The organism is Dehalogenimonas sp. 4OHTPN (assembly GCF_040448695.1).
Lineage (GTDB): Bacteria > Chloroflexota > Dehalococcoidia > Dehalococcoidales > Dehalococcoidaceae > Dehalogenimonas.
This window is the reverse complement of the sequence record NZ_CP159307.1, coordinates 1,159,502-1,186,160: the sequence shown is the minus strand read 5'-3', so window position 1 is coordinate 1,186,160 and position 26,659 is coordinate 1,159,502. Positions and strand designations below refer to the sequence as shown.

24 protein-coding genes are annotated in these 26,659 nt (G+C 55.5%); 14 read left to right on the top strand and 10 right to left on the bottom strand.

The features are described 5' to 3' along the window. Window positions 1–6: 6 nt before the first annotated feature. Genes atpF through ABV300_RS06085 form a run of 4 tightly spaced genes read right to left on the bottom strand, consistent with a single transcriptional unit; the run spans window position 7 to window position 2,063 of the window. On the bottom strand, window positions 7–516 hold the full coding sequence (gene atpF / locus ABV300_RS06100) for a F0F1 ATP synthase subunit B (RefSeq protein WP_116632690.1): 510 nt from the start codon (window positions 514–516) through the stop codon (window positions 7–9). 14 nt (window positions 517–530) lie between these two features. Continuing rightward, window positions 531–761, bottom strand: coding sequence for an ATP synthase F0 subunit C (gene atpE, locus ABV300_RS06095; protein ID WP_353714008.1), 231 nt, complete (start codon window positions 759–761; stop codon window positions 531–533). Between the two features lie 52 nt (window positions 762–813). Further along, window positions 814–1,836, bottom strand: coding sequence for a F0F1 ATP synthase subunit A (locus ABV300_RS06090; protein WP_353714007.1), 1,023 nt, complete (start codon window positions 1,834–1,836; stop codon window positions 814–816). Between the two features lie 17 nt (window positions 1,837–1,853). After that, window positions 1,854–2,063, bottom strand: a complete 210-nt coding sequence (locus tag ABV300_RS06085) for an AtpZ/AtpI family protein (RefSeq protein ID WP_353714006.1) — start codon at window positions 2,061–2,063, stop codon at window positions 1,854–1,856. Window positions 2,064–2,361: 298 nt separating this feature from the next. Between ABV300_RS06085 and ABV300_RS06080 the strand changes: the two genes are divergently transcribed. The 14 genes from ABV300_RS06080 (at window position 2,362) to trxA (ending at window position 21,004) form a co-directional block, all read left to right on the top strand. After that, the gene (locus ABV300_RS06080; RefSeq protein WP_353714005.1) at window positions 2,362–4,122 is read left to right on the top strand and encodes a formate--tetrahydrofolate ligase; all 1,761 of its coding nucleotides are present in this window, start codon (window positions 2,362–2,364) and stop codon (window positions 4,120–4,122) included. A gap of 8 nt (window positions 4,123–4,130) precedes the next feature. Next, on the top strand, window positions 4,131–6,059 hold the full coding sequence (locus ABV300_RS06075) for an ASKHA domain-containing protein (protein WP_353714004.1): 1,929 nt from the start codon (window positions 4,131–4,133) through the stop codon (window positions 6,057–6,059). Further along, complete coding sequence (locus ABV300_RS06070; protein WP_353714003.1) at window positions 6,056–6,835, top strand: AAA family ATPase; 780 nt, start codon at window positions 6,056–6,058, stop codon at window positions 6,833–6,835. Before ABV300_RS06075 ends, ABV300_RS06070 begins: the two co-directional genes overlap by 4 nt. Beyond that, window positions 6,832–7,719 carry a bifunctional methylenetetrahydrofolate dehydrogenase/methenyltetrahydrofolate cyclohydrolase FolD gene (folD, locus tag ABV300_RS06065; RefSeq protein ID WP_353714002.1) on the top strand — a complete coding sequence of 296 codons (888 nt, stop codon included), beginning with the start codon at window positions 6,832–6,834 and terminating at the stop codon, window positions 7,717–7,719. Before ABV300_RS06070 ends, folD begins: the two co-directional genes overlap by 4 nt. Before the next feature lie 189 nt (window positions 7,720–7,908). Next, window positions 7,909–8,853, top strand: a complete 945-nt coding sequence (locus ABV300_RS06060) for an acetyl-CoA decarbonylase/synthase complex subunit delta (RefSeq protein ID WP_353714001.1) — start codon at window positions 7,909–7,911, stop codon at window positions 8,851–8,853. Between the two features lie 24 nt (window positions 8,854–8,877). Next, window positions 8,878–11,061: an acetyl-CoA decarbonylase/synthase complex subunit alpha/beta gene (acsB, locus tag ABV300_RS06055; protein WP_353715368.1), complete on the top strand. Its 2,184-nt coding sequence runs from the start codon at window positions 8,878–8,880 to the stop codon at window positions 11,059–11,061. Window positions 11,062–11,077: 16 nt separating this feature from the next. Continuing rightward, window positions 11,078–12,427 (top strand): acetyl-CoA decarbonylase/synthase complex subunit gamma, encoded by a 1,350-nt coding sequence (gene acsC, locus ABV300_RS06050; protein WP_353714000.1) that lies wholly within the window; start codon window positions 11,078–11,080, stop codon window positions 12,425–12,427. 10 nt (window positions 12,428–12,437) lie between these two features. After that, window positions 12,438–13,319, top strand: a complete 882-nt coding sequence (locus ABV300_RS06045) for a dihydropteroate synthase (protein WP_353713999.1) — start codon at window positions 12,438–12,440, stop codon at window positions 13,317–13,319. Window positions 13,320–13,389: 70 nt separating this feature from the next. Continuing rightward, on the top strand, window positions 13,390–13,968 hold the full coding sequence (locus tag ABV300_RS06040) for a DUF3786 domain-containing protein (protein WP_353713998.1): 579 nt from the start codon (window positions 13,390–13,392) through the stop codon (window positions 13,966–13,968). Window positions 13,969–14,010: 42 nt separating this feature from the next. Further along, on the top strand, window positions 14,011–14,685 hold the full coding sequence (locus tag ABV300_RS06035) for a response regulator transcription factor (RefSeq protein ID WP_353715367.1): 675 nt from the start codon (window positions 14,011–14,013) through the stop codon (window positions 14,683–14,685). Window positions 14,686–14,705: 20 nt separating this feature from the next. After that, entirely contained in the window at window positions 14,706–15,851 is a 1,146-nt protein-coding gene (locus tag ABV300_RS06030) for a sensor histidine kinase (RefSeq protein WP_353713997.1), read from the top strand. Between the two features lie 192 nt (window positions 15,852–16,043). Further along, window positions 16,044–17,186, top strand: a complete 1,143-nt coding sequence (locus ABV300_RS06025; RefSeq protein ID WP_353713996.1) for a (Fe-S)-binding protein — start codon at window positions 16,044–16,046, stop codon at window positions 17,184–17,186. A gap of 17 nt (window positions 17,187–17,203) precedes the next feature. Next, window positions 17,204–20,563 carry an FAD-dependent oxidoreductase gene (locus ABV300_RS06020; protein WP_353713995.1) on the top strand — a complete coding sequence of 1,120 codons (3,360 nt, stop codon included), beginning with the start codon at window positions 17,204–17,206 and terminating at the stop codon, window positions 20,561–20,563. Window positions 20,564–20,686: 123 nt separating this feature from the next. Further along, window positions 20,687–21,004: a thioredoxin gene (gene trxA / locus ABV300_RS06015; protein ID WP_353713994.1), complete on the top strand. Its 318-nt coding sequence runs from the start codon at window positions 20,687–20,689 to the stop codon at window positions 21,002–21,004. Between the two features lie 137 nt (window positions 21,005–21,141). Here the strand turns inward: trxA and cobU are convergent, their stop codons facing one another. The 6 genes from cobU to ABV300_RS05985 form a co-directional block, all read right to left on the bottom strand. Beyond that, window positions 21,142–21,705 carry a bifunctional adenosylcobinamide kinase/adenosylcobinamide-phosphate guanylyltransferase gene (gene cobU / locus ABV300_RS06010; protein ID WP_353713993.1) on the bottom strand — a complete coding sequence of 188 codons (564 nt, stop codon included), beginning with the start codon at window positions 21,703–21,705 and terminating at the stop codon, window positions 21,142–21,144. 16 nt (window positions 21,706–21,721) lie between these two features. Further along, window positions 21,722–22,324 carry a histidine phosphatase family protein gene (locus ABV300_RS06005; RefSeq protein ID WP_353713992.1) on the bottom strand — a complete coding sequence of 201 codons (603 nt, stop codon included), beginning with the start codon at window positions 22,322–22,324 and terminating at the stop codon, window positions 21,722–21,724. Between the two features lie 104 nt (window positions 22,325–22,428). After that, a complete protein-coding gene (cobS, locus tag ABV300_RS06000) occupies window positions 22,429–23,193 on the bottom strand; it encodes an adenosylcobinamide-GDP ribazoletransferase (protein ID WP_353713991.1) in 765 nt (254 codons plus the stop codon). 67 nt (window positions 23,194–23,260) lie between these two features. After that, window positions 23,261–24,322, bottom strand: coding sequence for a nicotinate-nucleotide--dimethylbenzimidazole phosphoribosyltransferase (gene cobT / locus ABV300_RS05995; RefSeq protein ID WP_353713990.1), 1,062 nt, complete (start codon window positions 24,320–24,322; stop codon window positions 23,261–23,263). A gap of 21 nt (window positions 24,323–24,343) precedes the next feature. Next, window positions 24,344–25,468 carry an anthranilate phosphoribosyltransferase gene (gene trpD / locus ABV300_RS05990; RefSeq protein ID WP_353713989.1) on the bottom strand — a complete coding sequence of 375 codons (1,125 nt, stop codon included), beginning with the start codon at window positions 25,466–25,468 and terminating at the stop codon, window positions 24,344–24,346. A 71-nt stretch (window positions 25,469–25,539) separates the two neighbouring features. Continuing rightward, window positions 25,540–26,574, bottom strand: a complete 1,035-nt coding sequence (locus ABV300_RS05985; protein ID WP_353713988.1) for an alcohol dehydrogenase catalytic domain-containing protein — start codon at window positions 26,572–26,574, stop codon at window positions 25,540–25,542. Between the last annotated feature and the right edge of the window lie 85 nt (window positions 26,575–26,659).

Genomic DNA, 26,659 nt, shown 5'->3' with positions numbered 1-26,659 from the left:
GTTCCCCTAGTTCTTTCTCAGCCCGGCGCTTTCTTCCAGCACCTGGTTGATCATTTCACGGTGAGCCGTCTTATCCAGCGACTTGCCGATAACCTTGCCCGCCGCCAGGATGGTCAGGTCGGCAAACTCCTTGCGCAGTTCGTCGATGACCTCGTCGCGCTCGCGCCGGATGTCGGCCTTGGCCCGCTGCAGCAGCGCCTCGGCTTCAGCCTGGGCTTCCACCTTGGCCTTCTCGCGGATCTCGTCGCCGGTCTTGGCGGCGCGCTCGATGACCAGTTGCCCCTGCTTGGAGGCCTCGGCGATCTGCCGTTTGAATTCTTCTTGGGCCTTCTCCGCCTGCGCCTTCATGACTTCGGCCTGCTCCAGGCTCTCCTTGATGCGGCGGCTGCGCTCATCCATCATTTTTAGGATGGGCTTGTAGGCCAGCACCGAAAGCAGCAGGAACAGGATGCCGAAGTTCACCAGCTGCGCAATAAAAGAAGGCAGATTAATGCCTAGTTCTCCCATGGGTCCAATCCTCCTTGGTAGCGCTAGGCGACGAAGATCAGGATGATAGCCACGACCAGGGCATAGATGGCCACGGCTTCGGTCAGGGCCAAAGCGAACAGGAAGTTGGTGAAGATGGTGCCCTTAGCCTCGGGATTGCGGCTGACCGCGTTGACCGCGCCCATGCCCAGGATGCCCAGGCCGATGCCGGGGCCGATAGCGCCCAGACCCATTGCCAGACCAGCTGCCAGGAGTTTTACCGCCTCAGGTTCCATTGATATTCCCCTTTCTTGAGTTTCCGTTTATCGTTTGTACGCTTGAACGTAGTTAATGATGGGCGCCTTCGACCAGCGCCTCGGGGTGAGTGGTCGAGGCGTGAGATTCATCCTCGGCCGCATGCGGCGTCACCGCCATAAAGGCGAAGACCAGGGTCAGGCCGGCGAAGATGAGCGCCTGGATGTAGCCGACGAAGATTTCCAGGATGTAGAACGGGATGGCCACGATGAACGGCGCCAGGAAGAGCATGGAGATGAGCAGGATTTCGCCGCCGGTCATGTTGCCGAAAAGACGGAAGGTAAAGGAGAGCAGGCGGATGAACTCGGACATCAGCTCGATGAGACCTATAAAGATGTCGATGGCCCCCATGAAGATATCGGTGATGCCGGCCTTGGGCTTGCCAGTGAACAGTTCTTTCCAGCCGCGAAAGAATTTCTTGAAGTTGAAGAACTTGCCCAGGTAGTGGAAAACTCCCAGAGCCTTGAGGCCCCAGTACTCCACCATGACGAAGGAAACCACCGCCAGCACCAGCGGGAAGTTGATGTCAGTGTTGGCGCCGCGGAGCAGGTGGACCATCCCGTGTTCGGAGTCGATGAGGATTGAGCCGTAGCCCGGAATGAGGTTCATCCAGGCGTTGGTGATGACGAACAGGAAGATGGTGGCCATCAGCGGGAAGAATTTCCGGCCGTGCTTTTCGCCGGCGATGTCGGTGCAGAAGCCATAGAGGTAGTTGATTATAGACTCGGCCATCGCCTGCAGCCGGTTTGGAATGAGCTTCATCTTACGGGTGGCCAGGAAGAAGAAGGTGCCAAGCACGGCGATGCTGATCCATGCGGTGAGCATAGTGTTGGTAATCGGGATGTTGCCGACATGAGCGATTGCTTCGGCAGGTAGTTCCGGGTGCGGTTGGTCGACGATGATCCAGTCCGGCAGTCCGACGTCGCCGATAATAGCCCGGCCGATTGCGCCGGCCAGCATGCTAACGATAGACAGCGCCAGCACTACGAGGATAAAAGCGATGAAGACCGGTTTGGATAAGCCGATTATCTTCTTTTTTGGCTCTGCTGCAAGCACTATCGGTTTTCCTTATTCTATTTGGTCTTATCGGACGGCCTCGGCATCATCCGGTAGGCGCCGTAAAACGCTATGAAGAGGCCTAGAAAAAGACCTAAGATCAGGAGCAGAGGTTCGGTCCCGAACTTGGCGTCAAGCCACTTTCCCAGGAGGATTCCCCCCAGGATAGTCAGGCTGATGTACCAGCCGATGCCGATGAACTGCAGGCCGGTTTGCCATCGGTTCATCCCTGCCTCAAAAAACCTGCCAAAGCATAGCAGAAGTCTTTTTATGGGTCAAGTCCTAATACCCCCGAATTATGTCCATTATTGTCGCTTTGTTCGGTGGTAAATAATATATTATGTCAAGGCAAAACGACAACACTCTATTGACAGAACATAAGTACTAGTGTGTTATAATACCCTTATTTCTTGACTCACCGGGAGGGCCAAATTATACTTGATTGCCCTTCGATATCGACCCTTCCGGTCATGCTGGCGGTTTATTTCCAATTCTTAGAAGTCGAGGCGACAGGAAGAGATAATTATGCTTGACCCGACCAAGCTTGCCGACTGGCGGATCGCTGAGGAAGCCGAGAGAACGATGAAATCGGTATCCCGGTTGGCCGCCGACTGGGGTATTTTGGACGCGGAACTTCTGCCCTACGGCCATCATCTCGGTAAGGTGGACTATGCAGCGGTGCTGGAGCGGCTTAAAGACAGGCCCAACGGCAAATATATCGATGTCACCGCCATCACGCCGACGCCTCTTGGCGAAGGTAAGAGCACGACGACGATGGGCTTGGTTCAGGGCTTAGCTAAGAGGAAAGGCCGAGTCTCTGGTGCTATCCGCCAGCCTTCAGGCGGTCCTACGTTTAACATCAAGGGTTCAGCCGCCGGTGGCGGCCTGTCACAGTGCATCCCGCTGACGCCCTTTTCTCTGGGACTGACTGGAGACATTGATGCGGTGACCAATGCGCATAATCTGGCTATGGTAGCCGTCACCGCTAGGTTGCAGCACGAAGCAATTAATACCGATGAGTTTCTTGCTAAAAGAGGACTTCATCGGTTGAATATTGATCCTACCAACGTCACGATGCGCTGGGTGATAGACTTCTGTGCCCAATCTCTGCGGGACACCATCATCGGTCTGGGCGGCAAGACCGACGGATTCATGATGCGCTCAGGTTTCGCCATTTCGGTATCTTCCGAAGTTATGGCCATATTGGCCGTGTTTACAAGTCTACGCGACCTGCGAGAGCGCATCGGACGTATTGTTGTGGCATATGATCGCCAGGGGAAACCGGTAACAACCAGGGACCTCGAAGTTGATGGTGCCATGACCGCATGGCTGGTAAGGGCAAGTAACCCGAACCTGCTTCAGACTATGGAGGGTCAACCGGTAATGGTCCATGCCGGGCCATTTGCTAACATCGCCGTTGGGCAGTCCTCTATCGTTGCCGACCAGGTAGCGTTAAAGCTTTCGGACTACCACGTCACCGAGAGCGGCTTTGGCGCCGATATAGGCTTCGAGAAATTCTGGAACATCAAGTGCCGGGTGAGCGGCTTGAAACCCAATTGCGCTGTCATTGTCGCAACGGTGCGGGCGCTCAAGATGCACGGCGGCGGTCCAAAGGTAGTCCCGGGTAAACCGCTGGATGCGGCTTATACAGAGCCCAATCCGGCGTTAGTTGAAAAAGGTATTGTTAATTTATTGGCTCACATTGAGACCGTCAAGAAATCCGGCATAAATCCGGTGGTCTGCGTCAACCACTTCCATACCGACTCACCTGAGGAAATCGCTATCGTGCGGCGCGCTGCCGAGACCGCGGGGGCTAGAGCGGCGGTGTCCCAGCACTGGCTTAAAGGTGGAGAAGGATCTCTGGAACTAGCTGACGCCGTCATCGATGCCTGTGAAGAGCTTTCCGATTTCAAATTGCTCTACGAAGACTCCCTGCCTGTTAGAGCGCGTATCGAAAAGATCGCTCACGAAGTGTACGGCGCCGATGGCGTCAGCTATACGCCCGAGGCCAAAGCCAGGGCTGAAGTCATCGAGGCCGACCCGTCAATGCAGCGATTCGCCACTTGCATGGTCAAGACTCACCTCAGCCTGTCCCACGACCCCGGTCTCAAGGGGCGGCCTTCAGGCTGGATACTGCCCATCCGCGACATCCTGGTTTACAACGGAGCCGGGTTCATCGTACCCGTGGCCGGAGACATCAAGCTGATGCCCGGCACCTCTTCCGATCCGGCCTTCCGCCGTATCGATGTGGATGTCGAAACCGGCAAGGTCAAGGGATTGTTTTAGTTGGTTTGATGATGAGCGCTGAAAACACGCATCAGGTCAGGTTCGAGCCGGACGGCATTACTGTAGCTGCCGACCACGGCGATAACCTGCTGGATGTAGCCCGCCGCGCCGGTGTCGGCATCTCCGCCTCCTGCGGCGGAGACGGCGTCTGCGGTACCTGCAAGGTGGTGATTGAACAAGGCGAGATCGAAACTCCGCCTGCCGCCCAACTATGCAACGAAGAAATCGCCAGGGGCGTCCGTCTGGCTTGCCGCTGCCGGGTAATGAGCGACCTCGTCGTTTCAATCGTTTTCGAAGCCCGTGCTCCCGCCTCGGTCGGTCATCTGCGCTCGCTGGTAACCCGCGAAGAAATGATGTCGGCTACCGGCTGGCGCTTTGCCCCTCCGGTATTTAAACTATACCTGGAGTTGCCGCCGCCTACCATTCAGGACAACTCCAGCGACCTGACCCGCCTAGAGCGTGCCCTGGAACAGCACGGCATCGAAAAACCCAAACTGGATATCGGTCTGTTGAAGATACTGGCGTCATCGCTTCGAGATGGCGAATGGAAGATCACTCTGAGCTTTTCAAAAGAACCTGGCGGCCTGCGCCTGACAGATGTCATGCCGGGCGATACCCGAAACGCTCTGTTCGGGCTGGCGTTCGATATTGGCACTACCGGCGTTCGCGGCGAACTCCTTGACCTGACCGAAGGAAGAGTGCTGGCCCAAGGTGTAGAATACAACGCCCAGCGCTCCTACGGAGACGACGTCGTCAGCCGCATTGCTTACGCCAGCAAACCCGACGGCCTGGACACCCTGCAGCAAGCCGTGGTTTCTACTCTGAACAAACTCATCGGTGATATGTCCCGGCATGCCGGTATCGCTCAGTCACACATCGCCCATATCATGGTCGCCGGTAATACCACTATGGTCCAACTTTTGCTCGGTCTCGACCCGACACATCTCCGGTTGTCGCCCTACGTGCCCACCGCGGCAGCGCTGCCCGTACTTCGCGCCGGAGATATCGGTCTCGATGTCAGTAAGGCTACTCCCATCAACATCATCCCCTCGGTTGCCAGTTATGTCGGGGGCGATATTGTCTCGGGACTCGTCGGCACCGGCATCTTTCAGCGCTCGGAAACGGTGCTTTACATCGACATCGGTACCAATGGTGAGACTGTGGTCGGCAATGAGGAATGGATGGTGTCCGCAGCCTGCTCCGCCGGTCCGGCTTTCGAAGGTGGCGGCATTCGTCACGGGATGCTGGCGACAGGCGGCGCAATAGAGGGTTACCGGCTCGATCTTGCCACCGGACATCATGAGGTTACCACAGTCGGCGGCGAAAAACCGCGCGGGATCTGCGGGGCCGGACTCATCAGTGTCGTCGCCGGATTGCTTTTAAACGGTATCATCAACCAAAAAGGGAAATTCTCTACAGGCTCATCCGACAGGGTCCGTATCGGTAGCGATGGCTTGGAGTACCTGTTAACGCCCGCTAAGGAAACCGGTATCAATCGGGATATTGTCCTGACCGAAATCGATATCGACAATCTAATTCGGGCAAAAGCGGCAATGTATGCCGGATACCTGACGCTCCTGAGGAGCGTTGGTCTTTCATTCGATAGGTTGGATAAGGTTATCGTCGCCGGTACTTTCGGCAGTCACTTAAATGTCGAAGACGCGGTAACCGTCGGCCTTATGCCGGATATTGACCGTGACAAATTTATCTTCGTCGGTAACGGCTCACTTTTAGGCACAAGGCTGTCATCATTTTCGACAGAACTCATCGAGGCCGGCAAGCGTGTCGCTCGACTGGTGACCAACATCGAACTTTCCGAGAATGCAGATTTCATGGAAAACTACACCGCCTCGATGTTCCTGCCCCACACCGACATGCGGCTCTTCCCCAGCGTGGCTCAGCGGGTGGAAACGTCTGCGGGTGAGGTGACTAGATGACGGTCTCGATTGCCATGGCGGGCAAGGGCGGCACGGGTAAAACCTCGGTTGCCTGCCTAATTATCCGTCACCTGTTGCGGCACGGAGGTGCTCCAGTGCTGGCGGTAGATGCCGACCCAGCAGCCAACCTGGGATTGGGGCTCGGTTTAGACGTCGGGAAAACGGTTGGCCAGGTACTTGCCGGTTTCAACGAGAACAAGCTGTTGATACCACCCGGGCTGTCTAAAGAGGCTTCTCTAAACATCAGACTCAATGAAACCATCGTTGAGAGCCGCGATGTCGATCTGGTTACAATGGGTCGAGGCGAGGGCGCCGGCTGTTACTGCTTTCCCAATCACGTACTGAAGAGCTTTATAGACCGCCTGCTGCCTAATTACCGTCACTTGGTTATGGACAATGAGGCAGGGCTGGAACACTTAAGCCGTGGCACGACCGAGAGTGTTGACGATTTAATTATCATGTCCAACCATTCGGTTAAAGGGGTTCGCACCGTCGGCACTATCGTCGGTCTGGTCGGCGAACTCAAACTTAACGTCAGGCGAAAATGGGTGGTTTTGAACCAGTGTCCGGCCGAGGTCGATCCGCTGGTGGCAGCCGAACTCGACCGGCTTGGCATCGGTATTGACGCCACCATTCCGGAGGACCGCTTAGTCATAGAGTTCGATTGGCACCGCCGATCCTTGTTAGAAATGCCTGGGGATTCTCTTGCGGTCGAGGCTGTCTCCGTTCTGATGGACAAGATTGGTTCGATTCGTTTTAACGAGGTTGAGATATGACGGCCAGGATTATCAGCGGCGTAGAGATCGCCGGTCAAATCCGTGAAGAACTGAAAACAGAGGTCGCCGGGTTGAAGGAGCGATATGGAATTGTACCGGGACTAGCTACTATCATCGTAGGCGAAGACCCAGCGTCTCAATCATACGTCAATTCGAAGGTCAAGGCATGCCAGGCGCTCGGAATATTTTCATCAAACCATCCGTTGCCGGAGTCGACCTCGGAGTCCGAACTGCTGGCGTTAGTTGATACTTTGAATCGAGACCACCGCATCAGCGGTATTCTAGTCCAGGTGCCCCTACCTAAACATATTGATGAGAGCAAGGTGCTGGTTGGCATAAGTCCGGAAAAGGACGTCGATGGTTTTCATCCTATTAGCGTCGGCCGCATGGTTATCGGGCAGCCCGGCTTCCTGTCCTGCACTCCAGCTGGCATCCAGCAATTACTGTTACGCAGCGGTATCAAGACATCCGGCTCCGAGGTGGTCATCGTCGGCCGCTCAAACATTGTTGGCAAGCCTGTGGCTAATATCCTGATGCAAAAGGCACAAGGAGCTAATGCTACTGTGACCATCTGTCACTCGGCCACCCGCAATATAGCCGCCCACACCCGCCGGGCTGACATCCTCATCGCCGCCATCGGCAAACCTCGCTTCATTACCGCCGATATGGTTAAACCGGGTGCCGTGGTGATCGATGTCGGCACCAACGAAATTGGCAAAACAGCTGAAGGGAAGCGTATCTTGTGCGGCGATGTCGATTTTGATAATGTTAAGGCTGTAGCAGGTGCCATTACCCCGGTTCCGGGCGGTGTCGGCCCGATGACTATCGTTATGCTGATGGCCAACACGGTAAAGGCTGCCAAACTCGCGCACGGAATTTCGTAGCAGCGCGGCTTAATTTGGGATTGCAGATCAGGCGGCCTCGGCTTCGAATTGTATTTGAGAACTGGTGTTTACCGCCTGTGAGTTCGTACTCTGTTTAAGCTGGTACCGGAATCTCATAACACTTTGGTTCTCTATCCGGGGCAACCCTTAAGACTCCGAAAATATATACTGGATTACAAGCGAGGTAACATGGTCATCGAAATCCCAAAGTTCAACTACACTGGCAGCATTCGCTCTGTCTCGTTGGGCGGGAGTGACAATACCATTACCGTCGGGGGTGAGACCTGCTTCCCTTTTTATACCTTCGAAGGTGCCATGCCTTACCGACCCAGAATCGCCATGGAAGTTTACGACGGAGCTCCTGTTGATTGGCCTGAAGCAGCGGCCTCCCCATTTGCTGATGTACTCGACGATCCAGTGGCATGGGCTCAGAAATGCATTGAAGTCTACGGTGCGGAAATGATCTGCCTTCAACTCGAGAGCACCGATCCCAACGGCAGTAACCGCAGCACCCCAGAAGCTACTCGGGTGGTCCAAAAAGTCGCCGCTGCCGTCGATGTGCCGTTGATCGTCTGGGGCACCGCTAACCATGATAAAGACACCGAAGTGCTGAAGGCAATAGCCGAAACGATACAGAACCGCCGTTTAGTCCTTGGACCAGTCGAAGAAGGAGACTACAAGAAGATAAGCGCCGCGGCGATGGCTTACGGACACACCGTTATCGCCTCAAGCCCGATCGATATCAATCTGGCCAAGCAACTCAATATTCTGATGGGCAACCTGGGGGTCAATCCCGGCAATATGATCATGGACCCCACAGTCAGTGCTATTGGCTATGGAATAGAATATGCCTATTCGGTGATGGAGCGTATTCGCACGGCAGCGCTTACTCAGCAGGACGACAAGCTGCAGCTCCCCCTAATCTGCAACATCGCTCGCGAGATATGGAAATCAAAAGAGGCTAAGGTCTCAGAAGCGGATGATCCGCGCATGGGTGACCCGGGCAGGCGAGGCATCACGCTGGAAGCAATGAGCGCTACCATCCTGCTGCTAGCCGGGGCCGATATTTTGATAATGCGCCACCCGGAAGCAATCAAGTTGGTCAAGGGAATCATAAGTGACCTCAGTATCTAACGGGAATTGGAATATAACAACCATATGTCGAAGATAATATATCTTGCTGTTATCAGAGGGGCTTACAGGCTTGTTGAAGACGCCGAAAACGCCTGGCGACAAGCAAAAAAGCGTTGGGGGGATGTTAAACAAGTGGGGTTCCCCAATACCGCCTATTTTCTACCGGTTATCTACGCTGTTACGGGACTAAAAGTCGAGACCCTCGCTGACATGGAAACGGTCCTTATTCGCAGTCGCGCCTTATTGCCGCCCAAGGCTCCCGGAAACAACCTGTTGGCCTATCTTGGTCCAACTCTTGACGCCGGACTGGCGGCATTGTTCGCCGAAGAATTGCTAGAAGCTATCCGGTACTTGGAAACGCCCCACATTTATACACAAAGCGAAGACCCGACACAGGACACTCTCTGGCTCGGAGCTGCTGATGATGTTATTCTCCGAAAACGTGGTGTAGAGTTCGTGGATGGAAGTGTTCCGGGTTTCGCCGCGATTCTCGGCTCGGCGCCTGATGAAAAAATCGCTGCCTCCATCGCCGCTGATTTGCAACAGCGCAATTTCTTCTCTTTTATGAGTGCATCAAATGATGGCCGATGTTTGTCTGAGCAACTGGTCAGCGCTGGTACGCAAGTCGGCTGGTCGACCCGGTTAGTACCATTTGGTCCGGATGTATCTGCGACAATATTTGCCATCGGTTTCGCCGTCCGTGTTGCTCTCTCGTTTGGCGGTGTTGCTCCCGGCGATTACCGCAAATTGTTTGAATATTGCAAGACCCGGGTTGCAGCATTTGTCATTGCCCTCGGTGACCTTAGCGACGAATGGTACGCTACTGCCGCCGGTGCACTTAACTTCGGTTTTCCGATTATCGCCGACACACCGATACCTGAGATTCCGCCTAGCATAATCTCTGGAGTTCGGCATGATACTATCGTGGCTCGTGCTGCCGACGTTCGCGGCGTTAAAGTAGTTGTCACGCAGGTCCCTGTACCAGTAGCCTACGGGCCGGCTTTCGAAGGCGAACGCGTCAGGGGAGAAAAGGTATATTTGGAGTGCGGTGGAGGACGGACATCCATGGTGGAATGGGTCACCTCTCAACCGATAGATGAAGTCATTGACGGTTTGGTAGAAGTTATTGGTCCAGAGATAACCGATGTGCCGGCCGGCAGCAGGCTGCCCTTAGCTATCGTAATTGAGGTGGCCGGGCGGCAGATGCAGGAAGACTACGAGCCTATTCTCGAACGCCAGATACACCATCTCATAAACTACGCCCAGGGGGTGATGCACCTTGGCCAGCGCGACATCGGCTGGCTACGCGTGAGCAAAGCAGCCGTAGAGAAAGGCTTCCGATTGGCGCACATAGGCAAGTTGCTCCACGCGAAACTGCACCAGGATTTTGGCCGTATTTTCGATAAAGTCCAGGTCAAGATATTCACCAATAAAGATGATGTATCTGCTGTAGCCTCCAAGGCTAGGGAGATCTATGCTGCGCGCGACGCTCGCATCGAGGGCATGACCGATGAAACAACCGAAACTTTCTACTCTTGTCTGTTATGCCAGTCCTTCGCCCCGTCGCATGTCTGCGTTATCAGCCCGGAGCGCACTGGATTGTGCGGCTCCTATAATTGGATGGACTGCAAAGCCTCGTTCGACATAGCTCCAACCGGTCCAAATCAACCTGTGCCAAAAGGCCAGACCATCGACGCCCGGCTCGGTCAATGGAAGGGTGTCAACGAATATGTATTCAAGGCGTCGCGCGGTAAGGTTGACCATTATAATTTCTACTCAATAATCTCTGATCCCATGACCGCCTGTGGCTGTATGGAATGTATCTCTTCCATTCTGCCTATGTGTAATGGGGTGATGACCGTCAATCGGGAGTTCACCGACATGACGCCCTGCGGCATGAAATTTACAACCTTGGCCGGTACGATCGGCGGCGGCGTCACCACACCTGGCTTCGTCGGGCATTCCAAGTACAATATTACCCAGCGAAAATATTTAGCCGCTGAAGGCGGCATCAAAAGGCTCGTATGGATGCCTCGGTCGTTGAAAGAGGAAGTCGCTGAACTCTTCAACGAAAGGGCGAACGAGGTTGGCATTCCGGATCTCCTTGACCGCATCGCTGACGAAACTGTCGGCACTACTGAAGAAGAAATCCTGCCTTTCTTGACCGCAAAGAACCACCCGGCCCTGTCCCTTGAACCCTTGATATAACCAAAGGAGACACCTGATGGCTTTGTCTGGTATCGAAATATTTAAGTATCTACCCAAAACCAATTGCGGTAAGTGCGGCGTGCCTACCTGTCTGGCTTTCGCCATGAGTCTGGCAGCTGGTAAGGCTGAACTGGCAGCCTGCCCCTTCGTCAGCGCCGAATCCAAGGGTAAGCTGGAAGAAGCATCGGCGCCGCCCATCCGGCCTATCTCTATCGCCACCGGCGGCAAACCACTGAAGATCGGTGGCGAGACGGTGCTTTACCGCCATGAGAAGCGATTTGAAAACCCTCCGGGACTGGCCGTGGTTATAAGCGACACCATGTCCGATACCGAGATCGGGCGCAGGTTGAGAAGCTTGAAGGAGTATGTCTTCAATCGGGTTGGCGCAACTCTTAAGCCGGAGCTGGTAACTTTAAAATACCAGTCGGGTAACCCAGGGGCGTACGCTGCCCTTGCCCACCGTGCTCGGACTGAGTCCGACGCCGGCATAATATTACAGTGTGAGGATGTTGACGGCTGCCTGGCCGCCGCCGAAGCCTGTGCTGAACGCAAGCCGGTTTTGTGTGCCGTTACTGCCGCCAACTTCGATCTAGTCGCTCCGATCGCCATTGACATGGCCTTGCCGGTTGTGGCGCGGAGCAACGACCTTGACGGCCTGGCGGAATTGACCGACCGGCTGGTCAAATTAGGCGTCAGGGATATCATCCTGGATTCAGGCGCGAGAAACCTCAAACAAGCCCTGGCCGATCAGGTGGCTATCCGACGCCTGGCTTTGATGAAGAAATTCCGTTTGCTGGGCTATCCTGCCATCACTTTCCCGTGTGAAATGACGGGTGACCTACTCAAGGAGGCACTGATAGCCTCGGTCATGGTCGCCAAATACGCTGGTATCATCGTCCTGTCTGATTTCAAGGGCGAAACGTTGTTCCCCCTTATGGTCGCTCGTATGAACCTTTACGCCGATCCTCAGCGTCCGCAAACCACCGCTGAAGGGGTCTACGAAATCAACGGGCCGGACGAGAACTCGCCCGTAGCCATCACCTGCAACTTCTCGCTGACCTATTTTATCGTCTCCGGCGAGATTGAGAACACCCGTGTTCCAGCCCACTTGCTGATCAAGGATACCGAGGGGCTTTCGGTCATGACCGCTTGGGCGGCGGGGAAATTCGGCGCCGACAATATCGCCGGCTTTATCAAAAAATCAGGGATTGCCGATAAAGTCAAACATCGAAAGATCATCATTCCTGGGTACATCGCCATGGAGAGTGGGGGTTTGGAAGAGGAACTTCCCGGCTGGGAGATCATGGTCGGTCCCAGGGAAGCAGCCCATCTGCTGTCTTTTCTCAAGACCAATTGGAAGAGCTAAGGGATCGGCGATGGTAATTCTCATCGGCGAGAATATTAATGTCATGTCGCAGACCATCGGGCCTGCGTTAAAAGAGCGTCGAAGCGAGCCTGTAAAGTCATTGGCCGCTTTCGAGACCAGAGCCGGGATGGATATGCTCGACCTGAATATCGGTCCGGCCAAAAAGACCGGAGCCGAGTTGATGTCATGGCTGGTAAATATCGTTCAGGAGGTTTCCTGCCTGCCGCTGTCGCTAGACACCACTAATTCAATGGCTATCGAAGATGGACTGCGATTGTGTCGCCAGCGCGCCTTGGTCAACTCAGTGTCGTTGCAGCCTGAGCGCCTGGAAACGCTTTTGCCGTTAGTCAAACAATATGGCGCCGAAATGGTCGGCTTGCTCTGGGGTATTGAGGGTATGCCGCGGGACGCCAATGAGCGCTGCCTGTTGGCTGTCGAACTCGTCTACGAGGCTAATGAGCGAGGCATTCCCAACGAGGATATTTGGATCGACCCTATTGTCACCCCGGTCTCCGGAGAGATTTCCCAGGTCAACGCCTGCGCCGAGTTCCTGGCCATACTGACCGAGATCGCTCCCGGCTGTAAATCGGTCGTTGGCCTGTCGAACATCTCCAACGGCACGCCGGCACCCCTGCGCCCAATACTTAACCGGACTTACCTCATCATGCTGATGCGCCATGGTTTATACGGCGCTATCGTCGATGCCTTCGATAAAGAACTTCTCGACATCGCTCGGGGCCGGCGGCCGGATATTGTTGATATTGTTCACCAAGCATTAGAGGGTGAGGTTTTAAACATGTCTTCCTTACCTAAATGGCAGCAGGATTACGTCAAGACAGTGAAAGTCCTTACCGGGCGCACGCTTTACTCCCACTCTTGGCTCGAGGTATAGTGGCTGGATGGATGTTCCCACGCTACCATCTCCCGGCGGTTACGACCGAGCGTATAATCAGTCTTACCGTTTGGCTTTCGACAGACTATCGAAGTTCGACTTAGATGTGGTCTGCCGCAGTACCGGAGCCATCAGAAAGGGCGATCTGACTCTGCAACTTACTTTCATCGGTGCCGAGGTAGTCATTGATCTCCAACACCGAACAGTTGAATCAGCGGAGCGGACTTTGTCCATAACCGATAAACTAGTCATTTTACACTACTTGGTGACTGCTGACGGTACCGCAGCTACCGGGAACCTGATAACATTCAAAGAACTGCCGGGCGGCCGTGCTTACTACCCTACATTCGGCAGGCGGACCGTCGCCCCGGTTCTCGCCCGATACGGGGATGAACCCGAGAACCTCGTTATTTCGGCCGAAGCTTTAGGAGGCGAACCGGCTGTTTTCGGGGACGCTGCGGTGTCCATCCAGGCTTTACCTCAGGCGGTTATTTACTGGGTAGTGTGGATTGGGGACGGTGACTTCGAGGCCGAAGGTGCCGTATTGTTCGATAGTTCGATTTCTCACTACTTGCCCACCGAAGACATCGCCGTCTTATGCCAGTCTATCGCTGCCTTCTTGTCAGCCTCCCAGTGTGTCAAACGATAGACATCGGTCCGATCCCGGAATATAATTACCATGGCAGATATTATGGAAAGTATTGAAAAGATCAAGGTCCTCCTGGCCGATGATCACGTAATTGTCCGGGAGGGCACCAAGGAGATGGTAGAGCGCCAGCCTGACATGAAGGTTGTGGCAGAAGCCTCCGACGGTGTAGAGGCGGTGGAACTAGCTCGTATCTACCGGCCCGATGTTATAGTCATGGATATTGCGATGCCCAATATGAATGGCATCGAGGCCACCAAGCAAATAAAGAAATTTCTGCCGACCACCGCAGTACTGATCCTGACTGCCTATGACAGCGACCAATACATTATGGCCTTGCTCGAAGCTGGCGCAGCCGGTTATCTTCTTAAAAATGTCCGCGGTAATCAACTTATTGACGCCATTAGAGCAGTGTTTTCCGGCGAATCGATTTTACAGCCGTCTACTACTCGCCGTGTCATTGATCACCTAAAAACCAAAGCTGTTAAATTGGAGGAAGAATCTCCAGTCAACACATTGACCGAGCGGGAAATGGAAGTGCTGAAACTTGCGGCAAAAGGCGTTAGCAACCGTGATATCGCCGAGCAGCTTTTCGTAAGTAACCGGACTGTGCAGACCCACCTATCAAACATCTTCAAGAAGTTGGCTGTAGCTTCGCGAACCGAAGCAATCCTTTACGGCCTTAAACGTGGCTGGTTCTACATGGAGGAATTGCCGTAAGCGCCGTCCCTGCTTGGACTGTGAAGACCGCTGAAAAACCTGTCAGACGGCGTCGCCGCTTGCCCAGGATATTCCTGAATTTCCATTTCTGGCTGCTAGTGTTGCTATTTACCGGCGGCTTTTTATTGCAATACCCGCAATTAATTCCCTTCATTGATATTCTTGATCCTGACTCTTTTCTGTCGTTAACCCGACACTCGTTCGGCCGGCTAATCATGCTGCTGCCGGTAACTTATGCCGCCTTGGTTTTCGGCATGCGCGTCGGGCTGCTGGCGCTGCTAGTCGCTGTGGCGATTATCGTGCCAAATATTTTCATTGGTGAAGTAACTTCATATCCCGATGAGATCATAGAGGTTGTCGGCATAATTATTATCGGTTTGGTGGTCAATTTGTGGCTGGAAAGCTATGAAACGGACAAGAAACATCGCCAGGTCGCCTATCTGCGGCTGGAGAACGCCCAACGCGAACTTCAACGGATGCAGCAAAATTTACGGTTTTATCTTAAGCAGATAACCATCGCTCAGGAAGAAGAACGCCGCAGAATTGCTCAAGAACTTCACGATGAAACGGCTCAGGACTTGATCGCTATTTCCCGTAAAATCGACGGATTCATGTCTCTCCACCCTGCGTTAGCGTCAAGCGATGAAGCTTACCTTGAGGATATGCACCAACATGTCAACCGCACCTTATCCGGTGTCCGTCGTTTCAGTCAGGACCTAAGACCATCAGTTCTCGATGATTTGGGTCTCATCCCTGCCATAGACTGGCTTGTTCCGGAACTGGCTAAACATTACAAACTCAAGATAGGACTTCAGGTAAATGGTGAGCAGCGCAGATTCGCACCGGAGGTGGAACTCGTCCTTTTCCGCATTGTTCAAGAATCGCTACGTAACATTGGAAAGCATGCCATGGCCAGTCGCGCCGTGGTTACCGTTGATTTTACTCCGGAAATCACTGTTGTCACCATCAGGGATAACGGCCGCGGTTTCCATCCTCCGGATCGCATCGGTGATTTGGCTGTCAGCGGGAAGCTAGGCCTTACTGGTATGCAGGAGAGAGCCCAGCTCATAGGCGCTCGACTTGCCATTAAGTCTAACCCTGGCGAGGGAACAACGGTGACTGTTGAGGTACCTACCACCACCGAGCAACCGGAACATTCCTATTAAACGGCGTGATCGTTGTTTTTTTAGTTAACTTGACGCGGTTGGCGGCATGACGTGGTTGTTGATCAGGCTGTGTATAATTTGTCCACTCTTGAGTTAGCTTATTACTCTTGGTGACCTGTTTTGTTCCTTCCACATCGTGTGTTATAATCCGGAAATATTGAATGAACGTTCAACTTTATATGGAGGTGTCTATTGACTGCTAGGGCGCCTTTTCAAGAAGTAGTAGAACTGATAAAGGAAAGCGGGGGATCCGCCCTTGCCGAATGTTTCCAATGTGGCACCTGCTCCGCCACCTGCCCGTGGCGGGACTACATTTCATTCCTGCCCCGGAAGATGTTCCAGGAAGCCCGGCTGGGACTGACCGGTTTCGAATCCGACGCCATATGGCGCTGCGTCACCTGTAACAAGTGCGTCCAGCGCTGCCCTCGCGGTGTACCCATCATCGAGCTGATGCGCGCCCTGCGGCGTTCAGTCATCGGCATGGGCATCGCCGAGGCCCCCGCCGCGCTATCCGGGGCCCTACGCAACCTGTCCGCCGCCCGCAACCCCATGGGTGAAGCCGGCGAGAACCGCAACGCCTGGGCGGAAAACCTCGGTGTCAAGGCATTTGATGAAGCGACCGAATACCTCTTGTTCCCCTGCTGCTATACCGCCTTCGACCCGGCGATGAAAAACATCGGCCTCTCAACGGCCAGGGTTCTCTCCGCCGCCGGTGTCGATTTTGGTATCCTTGAAGGCATTTCCTGCTGCGGCGAATCAGCCCGCAAAAGCGGCGACGAGGAGCTTTTCATGCAGCTTGCCAGCGGCAATATCCAACTTTTCAAGGACAGCGGCGTCCGTAGGATTGTCGTCAACTCGCCACACTGCTATCACACGCTGGTCAACGAGTACCCCGAGCTCGACGGGAGTTTCGAAATTATTCATACCAGCCAGCTCATGGCCCGGCTCGTCGACCAGGGACGATTGCTCCTCCCCGCAGCCATAACGGGGAAAATCACCTACCACGATCCATGCTACCTGGGCCGCCACAACGACATATATGATGAGCCGAGGCGGTTGATCGCCGCTTCCGGCGCCGAGCTCGTCGAGATGGAACCCGCCGGAACCGACAGCCTGTGCTGCGGCGGCGGCGGCGGGCGCATCTGGATGGAAACGCCTCGGAGCGAACGCTTCTGCGAGGAGCGCCTGAAGCAGGCCGCGGCCACCGGCGCCGACACCCTGGTTACCGCCTGTCCCTATTGCCTGTCCAATTTCCGGGACACCGCCCTAAACTTGTCTTTATCCGAAAATTTCTCGGTAATTGATATCAGTGAACTGATCGCCCGCGCGCTTTAATACCTTAGGAGGCTCTCATGGCCGAAGAAATCAGGACCGGCGTTTATATCTGCCACTGCGGCATCAACATCGCCAGCGTCGTCGATGTCGCCGCCGTCGCCGAGTACGCCGGGACCCTGCCCGGCGTGGTCATCGCCCGCGCCAACAAGTACACCTGCTCCGATCCCGGCCAGGACATCATTAAGAAAGACATCGCCGAGTTCGGTCTCAACCGCATCGTCGTCGCTGCCTGCTCCCCGACCATGCACGAGAAGACCTACCGCCGCGTGCTGCAGGCCGCCGGCCTCAACCCTTACCTCCTGGAGATGGCCAATATTCGGGAGCACTGCGCCTGGGTCAACCGGGAAAACCCGGCCGCCGCCACTCAAAAGGCCAAGGACGCCGTCCGCGCCGCCGTCCGCCGCGTCGGCCTGCAGGAGCCACTGGTGCCCCGAAGCATCGAGGTCAACCCGGCGACCTTGGTAGTCGGCGGCGGCATCGCCGGCATCACGGCCGCTCTGGAGATCGCCGATTCCGGCCGGAGGGTCTACCTGGTTGAAAAATCCCCCACCATCGGCGGCCACATGGCGCAACTGGACAAGACCTTCCCCACCCTGGACTGCGCCGCCTGCATCTCCACGCCCCGGATGAGCCAGGCCGGCCAGCATCCCAACATCGACCTGTTATCTTACAGCGAGGTTTCCGCAGTATCCGGCCACGCCGGCAACTTCAAGGTGACGGTCAACCGCAAGACACGGTATATCCGTGAGAAAGACTGCAAGGGCTGTGGCGACTGTGCCGCCGTCTGCCCGGTATCGATCCCATCGGAGTTCGACTTGGGGCTGGTTGATCGCAAGGCTGCCTACCGTCCCTTCCCCCAGTCCGTGCCCAATACCTATACCATTGACCGCCGCGGCACGCCGCCCTGCCGCGCCGCCTGTCCCGCCGGGGTCAATGCCCAAGGTTATATCGCCCTCATCGCCCAGGGTAAATTCGCCGAAGCCCTCGAGGTGGTGCGGCGGACTATGCCCTTTGCCGCCGTCTGCGGCCGGGTCTGCACCCATCCCTGCGAGGCCGAATGCGGCCGCAGCGATTTCGATGAAGCCGTGTCCGTCCGTGCCCTGAAGCGTTTCATAGCCGAATACGAGATAGAGCACGGCCGAACCCCGGGGACGCCGTCAATCAGTCGCGCCGAGAAAGTGGCGGTAGTCGGTTCCGGCCCGGCCGGCCTGGCCTGCGCTTATGACTTGCTAAAGCTCGGCTACCCTGTGACCGTGTTCGAGGCCGATGATAAGGCCGGCGGCATGCTGCGCTACGGCATTCCGACTTATAGGCTGCCGGAGGCGGCTTTGAACAACGATATCGACTATCTCAAGGAACTCGGCGCTGAAATCAAGACCGGTATTCAAGTCGATTCTATTGAGCAGCTCAAAGACGCGGGTTACCACTCTGTCTTCGTCGCCTGCGGCGCCTGGCAGAGCCAGAAGCTTGGCATTCCCGGCGAATTGGCCGGAGGCGTATATGATGCGCTCGGTTTCCTCAAGAAGGTTAGGCAAGGGAATGCGCCGCCGCTAGGCAGCAAAGTCGCCGTCATCGGCGGCGGTAACGCCGCCATCGACGTCGCCCGGACCGCTATCCGCCTCGGAGCCCCAAATGTGACTATCGTCTACCGCCGTTCCCGGGGGGAAATGCCTGCCATCAGCGAAGAAGTCGCCGCCGCCGAGTCCGAGTGTGTAAAGTTTCACCTGCTTGCCGCGCCGGTAGCCGTCATTGAAAAAGGTGGCAAGGTCGCCGGATTGAGTTGCGTCCGCATGGATCTGGGCGAACCGGACGCCTCCGGCCGCCGCAGGCCCGTGCCCATCACCGGCAGCGAGTTCGACATAGAGACTGATAACGTCATAGTCGCCGTCGGCCAGTCCGTTGCTGCGAGTAGCTTCGCCGAACTGTCGCGGCGTCCCAACGGCGCCATCGAAGCCGACCCGGTGACCCTGGCGACCGGCATTGAGGGTGTCTTCTCCGGCGGCGATGTCGTCACCGGCCCGGCTACAGTTATCGAAGCCATTGCCGCTGGCAAGGAAGCCGCCGTCTCCATCGATCGTTACCTTAACGGCAAGGGCCTCGGGGTCGACCGCAAACCGCAACAGAACGTGGTCCGGCCGTCGCTGAAGGGCGTCGCCAGGTTGCCGAGGGTCGAGATTCCCCACGCACCTATCGTCGCCGGTTCGTTCTCCGAGACCGAACTCACCCTCAGCCAGGCTCAGGCGATAGCGGAGGCCGCCCGCTGCCTCAACTGCGCCGGCTGCTCAGACTGCCGCCAGTGCGTCGAGGCCTGCGAAGCAAAATGCATCGATTTCGAGCAGGAAGCCGATAACGTAGAGATCCAGGTCGGCAATATCGTCGTGGCCACCGGTTACGACACGTTCGACCCGTCATCGATTTCGCACTACGGCTACGGCAAATTCGACAACATCATTACCAGCCTGGAGTTTGAGCGGCTGGCCAACGCCTCCGGCCCCACCAGCGGCGAGATCAGGCTCTCGGACGGCCGCAAGCCGGAGTCCGTGGCTATCGTCCACTGCGTCGGCAGCCGCGACAAGAATTACCACGAATACTGCTCCCAGATATGCTGCATGTACTCCCTGAAACAGGCCCATCTCATCCAGGAACGCACCGGGGCCAGCGTGTACCAGATGTATATCGACCTGCGCTGCGCCGGCAAAGGCTACGAGGAGTTCTACAAGCGCGTCGGCGATGAAGGGGTCAATTTCGTCCGCGGCAAGGTAGCCGAGATCACCGACCGGACCATCGGCGAAGAAACCGCCGGCAAACTGATCGTCATCGTCGAGGACACCCTCCAGGGCGCCGTGCTGCGGGTACCGGTGGACATGGTGGTGCTGGCCGTGGCCGCCGAGCCGCAAAAAGACGCCGAGGCCGTTGGCCGTCTCTTCGGCCTGTCGCGCAGCGCCGACGGCTTCTTCCTGGAGCGCCATCCCAAGCTGGATCCGGTGGCCACCATGAACGACGGCGTCTTCATCGCCGGTTGCGCCCAGGGACCAAAGGACATCCCTCAGACTGTCGCCCAGGCCCAAGCGGCGGCAGCGCGGGTGTTGGCGACCATCGCCAAGGGCCGCATCGAGCTGGAGCCCCGGGTGTCCGAGGTGGTCGAGGCCAACTGCGACGGCTGCGCCTACTGTGTCGAACCCTGTCCGTTCAATGCCTTGACCCTGGTCGAATACATGAAAGACGGCGAATTGAAAAAGATCGTCGAGTCGGACGCCGTTAAATGCCGCGGTTGCGGAGTCTGCATGGCTACCTGCCCCAAGGCCGGCATCGTCATCAAGGGCTTCACCTCGGACCAGTTGCGGGCCATGGTCGACGCTCTGATCGGCTGTGCCTGAGCTGCTGAAAAAAGTTCGAGGTTCGACAAGCCACCGCGAACGCCTGATGATAGCTAATTATTTGTTGACCTATCCCGGGCAACAGGTTACACTTTAGATATAGTCTTCAGAAGGAGTTGAACTATGCCGCTGGAAGTTACCGACGATAACTTTGACGCCGAGGTGATGAAATCCATGCTGCCCGTCCTGGTGGACTTTTGGGCGCCGTGGTGCGGCCCCTGCCGCATGGTGGCCCCGGTCATCGACAAACTGGAAGAGAAGCACAAAGATAAATTCAAGTTCTGCAAGATTAATGTAGACCAAAACCAGAAGACCGCCGGCCAGTACCGGGTGATGTCCATACCCACCCTCATGTTCTTCAAGGAAGGCAAAGTCGCCGAGACCGTCGTCGGCGCCGTCCCGGAGAGCTCGCTCCAGGCCAAGATCGACAAGCTTGTTTAGCTTTGAACAGCGATAGCGAAAAGAGGCAGCTCGGAAGAGCCGCCTCTTTTTAGTCTTATGCCGGACCGAGCGAATCGGCAGAGCCAACACCTTGGAACCCGGGACAACAATGGTTGCTCCCGGCTATCGACCGGTGGCTAACCCTGCGGCTTAACCCGCAGCGGTATGCCCGCCACCATCAAATACACCTCATCGACCGCCCGCGCCAGCATCTGGTTGGCCCGTCCCAGCACGTCGCGGTAGATGCGGGTGGTTGCCCCCAGCGGAATGATACCCTCCCCTACTTCATTGGTGACGAGAATGTAGGTCGCCGGGCTTTTTTCCATGCAGTCGATAATGGCGTTGACCTCGGCCTTCACGTCGGTTTCCACCGCTTTCTCATCCACGTTTTCGTCGTGGATCGCCATGTGCTGGCAGAGAATGTTGTTCACCAGCAGTGTGACACAGTCGAGGACGACCACATTAATCTGGCGGTCGTCCTGGGAGATGCAACTACCCACCCGGCACGGCGCCTCCAGAGTGTGCCAGTGTGTCGGTCGCGACTTCTGATGGACTTTGATGCGGCGCTGCATCTCCTCGTCACGGGCTTCTGCCGTGGCCACAAACAGTACTTCACCGCCAATCTGCCGTGCTAAGTCCTCGGCGTAGCTGCTCTTACCAGAGCGCGCTCCGCCGATAAGTAATACGGTCCGTTTCTCCATCACTTACCCTTTCGCTCTAAACCAAATGAGAGGTGTCGCTCAGCTTGCCCAGCATTGCCCCCGTCGGGTAGATGTCGATTATGCTTACGGACGCCATGTCGAACCTGAATTTCCAGTAGTGTTCCATCGGCAGTCCCAACAGGCTGCAGACCAAAACCTTGTACGGCCCGCCGTGGCCCACCAGCATGATCGTTTCGTCATCTCGGTGTGCCTGGAGCCTCGGAAGGAAACTGTTGACTCTGGCGGCAAAGTCGGTGAATGTTTCACCTGCCGGGAAGCATAACTGGGTGCTGCCGCACCGCCACAACTCGGTGACGTCAGGATATAGCCCGCAGGCTTCTTCGAAGGTGATGCCCTCGATCCGGCCGAAATCAACCTCGTTTAGCTCAGGCGCGGACACGACATCTATGTTGTGGGCCGCAGCGATGGTGCCGGCGGTTGCGGCGCCCCGCCGCAGCGTGGAGGCGTACATGGCATCTATCTGCTGGTCCTTGAAGCGGTTCGCCAGCCTGGCAGCTTGCTGGTATCCTTCTTCGGACAGGTCGATATCCGTCGAACCATGGCATTTTTCCGGGTTATCTGTGGCCGTCTTGCCGTGGCGTATCAGTATCAGTTTCACAAGTGTTCCTTATTTCTGTTTTGTCATTCCCGCAAGAGCGGGATTCCACCCGTGGGGAAATGGCACAGTCAATCTGAAGTGGCTATAAAATTTGTATGTGTCGATTACAGCCAATTGTTGAAAGAGAATAGCACGACCAAAAGAAGCACGGCAAACTCGCTGATCTCATTGATGGCGCCGTAGGTGTCGCCGGTAAGGCCTTGGAACTTGCCCTGAAAAAATCCGGCTAGCGTCGCCGTCAGCAGCCAGATAAAGGCCATGGAGACCACGCCCAGCCATCCGCCGGCCGCGGCAACAAACACAACCGCGACGACACTGGCCGTCGGCAGCACCCAGGCGTTGGAGCCGCTCTTAAGTTCTTTGCCCATGCCTGCGTCTCTGCCGTAGGGATAGCGGAAAACGGCGTAGGCCATTGCCCAGCGGGACAGCACCGGCATGAGGATAAGGGCCGAATAGGTGTGGCTCTCCGGGATTGAGGCTATCGCCGCAAACTTGAGCAGCAGCGCCACCACACCCGTCACCACGCCTATGGCGCCGACATCCGGTGTTTTCATGATCTGCTTGCGCCGCTCCGGCGAGCGATGCCCGCCGGCTAACCCGTCAAAGGTATCGATCAACCCGTCGAGGTGAAGCGCCCCGGTCAGGTAAGCCAGAGAACCGATAATGAGGGCATTGGTCAGAATCGGAGGTAAAAACGTGGAGAAAAGCCAGTACAACCCACATAGTATGCCGCCGATGATCAGGCCCACAAGCGGGTAGTACACCAGTGACCTGGCAAACTGCTGCTGGGTCAACGGCCGGTCCCATTCTTCCCTCCTGAAAGGGATAGGAATGGTGGTTAAAAAGCGAAGAGCGGCTAAAAAGGACATCTGGGCTACAGCGCTCCACGGACAAGGCCGTGCGTTTCTATTTTCAATTCCCGATTCTCGATCTTCGTTACTCTTCCTTCTCCGATACGCCCGCCTCGCCGAAAGTAGCCATCTCCGCTAGGATTCTGGCCGATGTCTCGGCGATGAAAATGCCGATTGCCGCGCCGGTACCCTCGCCCAGCCGTAAATCGAGGGTGACTATGGGCTTCAGGCCCAGCTTGTCGGCCATGATACGGTGGCCAGGTTCAACTGACAGGTGGCCCAGGAACATGTATTCTCTAGCCTGGGGTGCCAAAGCCTCGGCGATCAGGGCACCGGCACCCGAGATGAAGCCGTCGACTACAACCGGCACGCCGCGAGCAGCAGCCCCAAGAATGACTCCGGCTATGCCGCCGATCTCAAACCCACCTATTTTCGACAAGACATCAACACCGTTTTTAGCATCCGGCTTGTTGACGGCAATGGCTTTTTCGATGACCTTGATCTTGTGCTGGAGTTGCTCGTCTGACAGGCCGGTGCCGCGACCTGTAACCTTGTCTACCGACTGGCCGCTCATGACGGCGCAGATGGCAGCGGAAGGTGTGGTATTGCCGATGCCCATGTCGCCGGTACCGACAATGTCGAGCCCTTTATCGATCTCTGTGTTGACCACTTCAATGCCGGCTTCTATTGACTGAATGGCCTGGGCTTCGGTCATCGCCGGCCCTCGAGCGATGTTCTTGGTACCCCTCGCGACCCGCTTGTCGACCACCGGGATATCAGCCGGCAGATCACCTGCAACACCCATGTTTACAACGACGACACGGGCACCGATCTGTCGGGCGATGACATTGATAGCTGCACCTCCGCGGACGAAGTTCAAAACCATTTGAGGGGTAACTTCCTGAGGGTAGTTCCCAACTTTTTCCGCTACTACACCGTGATCCCCGGCCATAGTTATCACTGCTTTTGTTTTGATAACAGGTATAGCTTTACTCTGGATCCCAGCCAGCCTGATGGATATCTCTTCCAGTCGTCCGAGTGCGCCTTGCGGCTTGGTAAGTAGATCCTGCCTCGCTGCAGCTTTCTCCATGGCTGTCTTGTCCAGAGGTTTGATGGCCGCTATGGTATTCGTTAAAAGCTGTGACATACTACTCTTCCTTTCCGTATATTATGATTTAGATTTTACTTTTTGTATAGAACTAATAATTTCATCAAGCTTACTGAGTCCGGACTCGGGCACGGTGTTTTGCGAAGCCACCCAATCGCGAAGTTTCTTGATCGCTTTGCCAGATCGAACAACGTCCTGAGCCAGTCGGTGCCCCTGTGCAATATCGTTCACCTGTCCCCCTACGCAGAATATGGGGGCGGCATTGGCGCAAACCATCTGGTAATCTGATGTTGTCCTTTTGCCGGCGAGAATTTCCACCAACCTTCTTGCCTCAGCCTGACGATCTTGCAGCGGATAAACTTCGGTTTCGGCAGCGCTGTTGACACCAAAGACCTCTGGAGTAATAGTGTAGGTAACGATTTCAGAAGTATCTAAAAGTTCTGCGACATATGTCTCGCCGAAGATAGACACTTCATCCATGCCCCGGCCGCAACCATTGGAACCATGGAATACTAGAGCTCTTTTATAACCGATCTCCCGCATGACTCTGGCAACCGGTTCAACAAGGCTGCGAGTATACACACCCCGGACGCCATAACGTGGAAGCGCCGGGTTGGACAATGATGCCGAGATGTTAAGTGTAGTGCCGAACCTGATCTGAGATAGGATCCTAAAAAGTGCCTGGGGATGAACCTTTGCGCTCATACCATTGAAAACGCCTATTCCGGTCGCTTCGATGGATTTCTTCACCACATCGATATCGCACTCAACGTCAACGCCGAGAGCTTCGCAGATGTCAATCGTGCCGCAAGTTGAAGTCAGTGCTCTGGCTCCATGCCGGGCCATATAATTGCCGCCCGCAGCGGCGATAACCGCGGCAGCAGTACTGACGTTGAAGGTCTTTAAGCTGTCCATGCCAGTTCCGCTATTGTCAATGATAGGTCTCGGTGTCTTTACACTGACTCTAACGGTATCTCCCTCGTAGATGGATTGCCAGGCTCCGGCAATCTCTTCAGCGGTTTCACCTTTTGCCGTCAAGGCGGCGAGGAATGCCCCTTGCTGTAAGTCCGGCTGCGTATTAGCCATCAGTTGATCAAACATTTCCTTCGTTTCCTGCCGTGTCAGGTTGCCTTTACTGATAAGCAAAGCTACGCCAGCTCCGAAGTCTTTAAGATTGTCTTTCATATTGTTCCCTTTCCTTTCGTAAATTCAGTGGGTGATTGTTTTATTTGTTCATTGTCTCCTCTCGCTTAAATCTATTGACTGTGGTGGATCACTGCTTTGAGACCCTCGCAATCGCTTGTATATCGAATTCCGTCCATGATCTCTTCTAAACCTATCCGTTTTGTGACTAACTCCCCGACCGGGAGACCTTCCCCAATCAGTTTGAGGGCGGCGGCATTCTGGGTGGCGGTAGATCCATAAGCCCCGGAGACTTCTAACTCCCGGTAATGGAGGTGATTGACGTCAAACCAAACAGCTGCGGACTCTCTCGAGAGGCTGGAAAATAACGACAGCCTCCCGCCGGCGGCTAAAAGAGGAAGCACGTTTGAGATATTTGAATGGTTTGATGCGAGAATTACGACGTCGGTTCCCCGGCCTCCGGTCTCGTCACTGACAACCTTCGGCAATCGTTCTAGACCGGCGTCGATAACCCTGTCTGCTCGACCAAGCTTCTTAACCAAAGCGAGACGTTTCTCGTTCCTTTCGCTGATCAGCACCTTCTCCGCACCCATTTTTCGGGCTATGAAGCTGTTCAATAATCCTAACGGCCCTCCGCCGATAATCAATACGATGTCGCCTTTATTTACTCTGGTTTTTTCCTGCGCGTTGATACAGCTAGCAAGTGGTTCGGTCAGGGTGGCTTCTTCATCAGTGATATTTTGAGGGATCAAGTTCAATCCGCCGGACAGAATCGAGGTATCTGTCACTGACAGGTATTCAGAGAAGCCGCCGTCTTCTGAAAACCCAAGGGTTTTTAGGGAAGCACACCTTCGCGTGTCGCCTCTCAGACACGCCGTGCAATACCCGCAGTTAATGCCGGGATAGATTTGAACGCGGTCTCCGATGTTATATGCCGGGTTCTTACTCTCAAATACCACGCCGGCGATTTCGTGGCCGGGGACTCTAGGGTAAACTAAGCCTTGATGCCCGTTTAAAACCATGCGGGCATCACTGGAACAAATAGCGCAACAGGTAACCTTGACAACAAGACCTCGCTGAGGACAGGTAGGGCGTTTTGTCCTTAGGACTCTCAAGTTTCCAGGTTGTATCAAGACTGCAGTTTTCATTTTTAGTAAAATAAAAATCCCCGGACCATATGCTAGTCCGAGGAATCAAAAAACAAATCCCCGAACCGGCACCGGTTCAGGGATT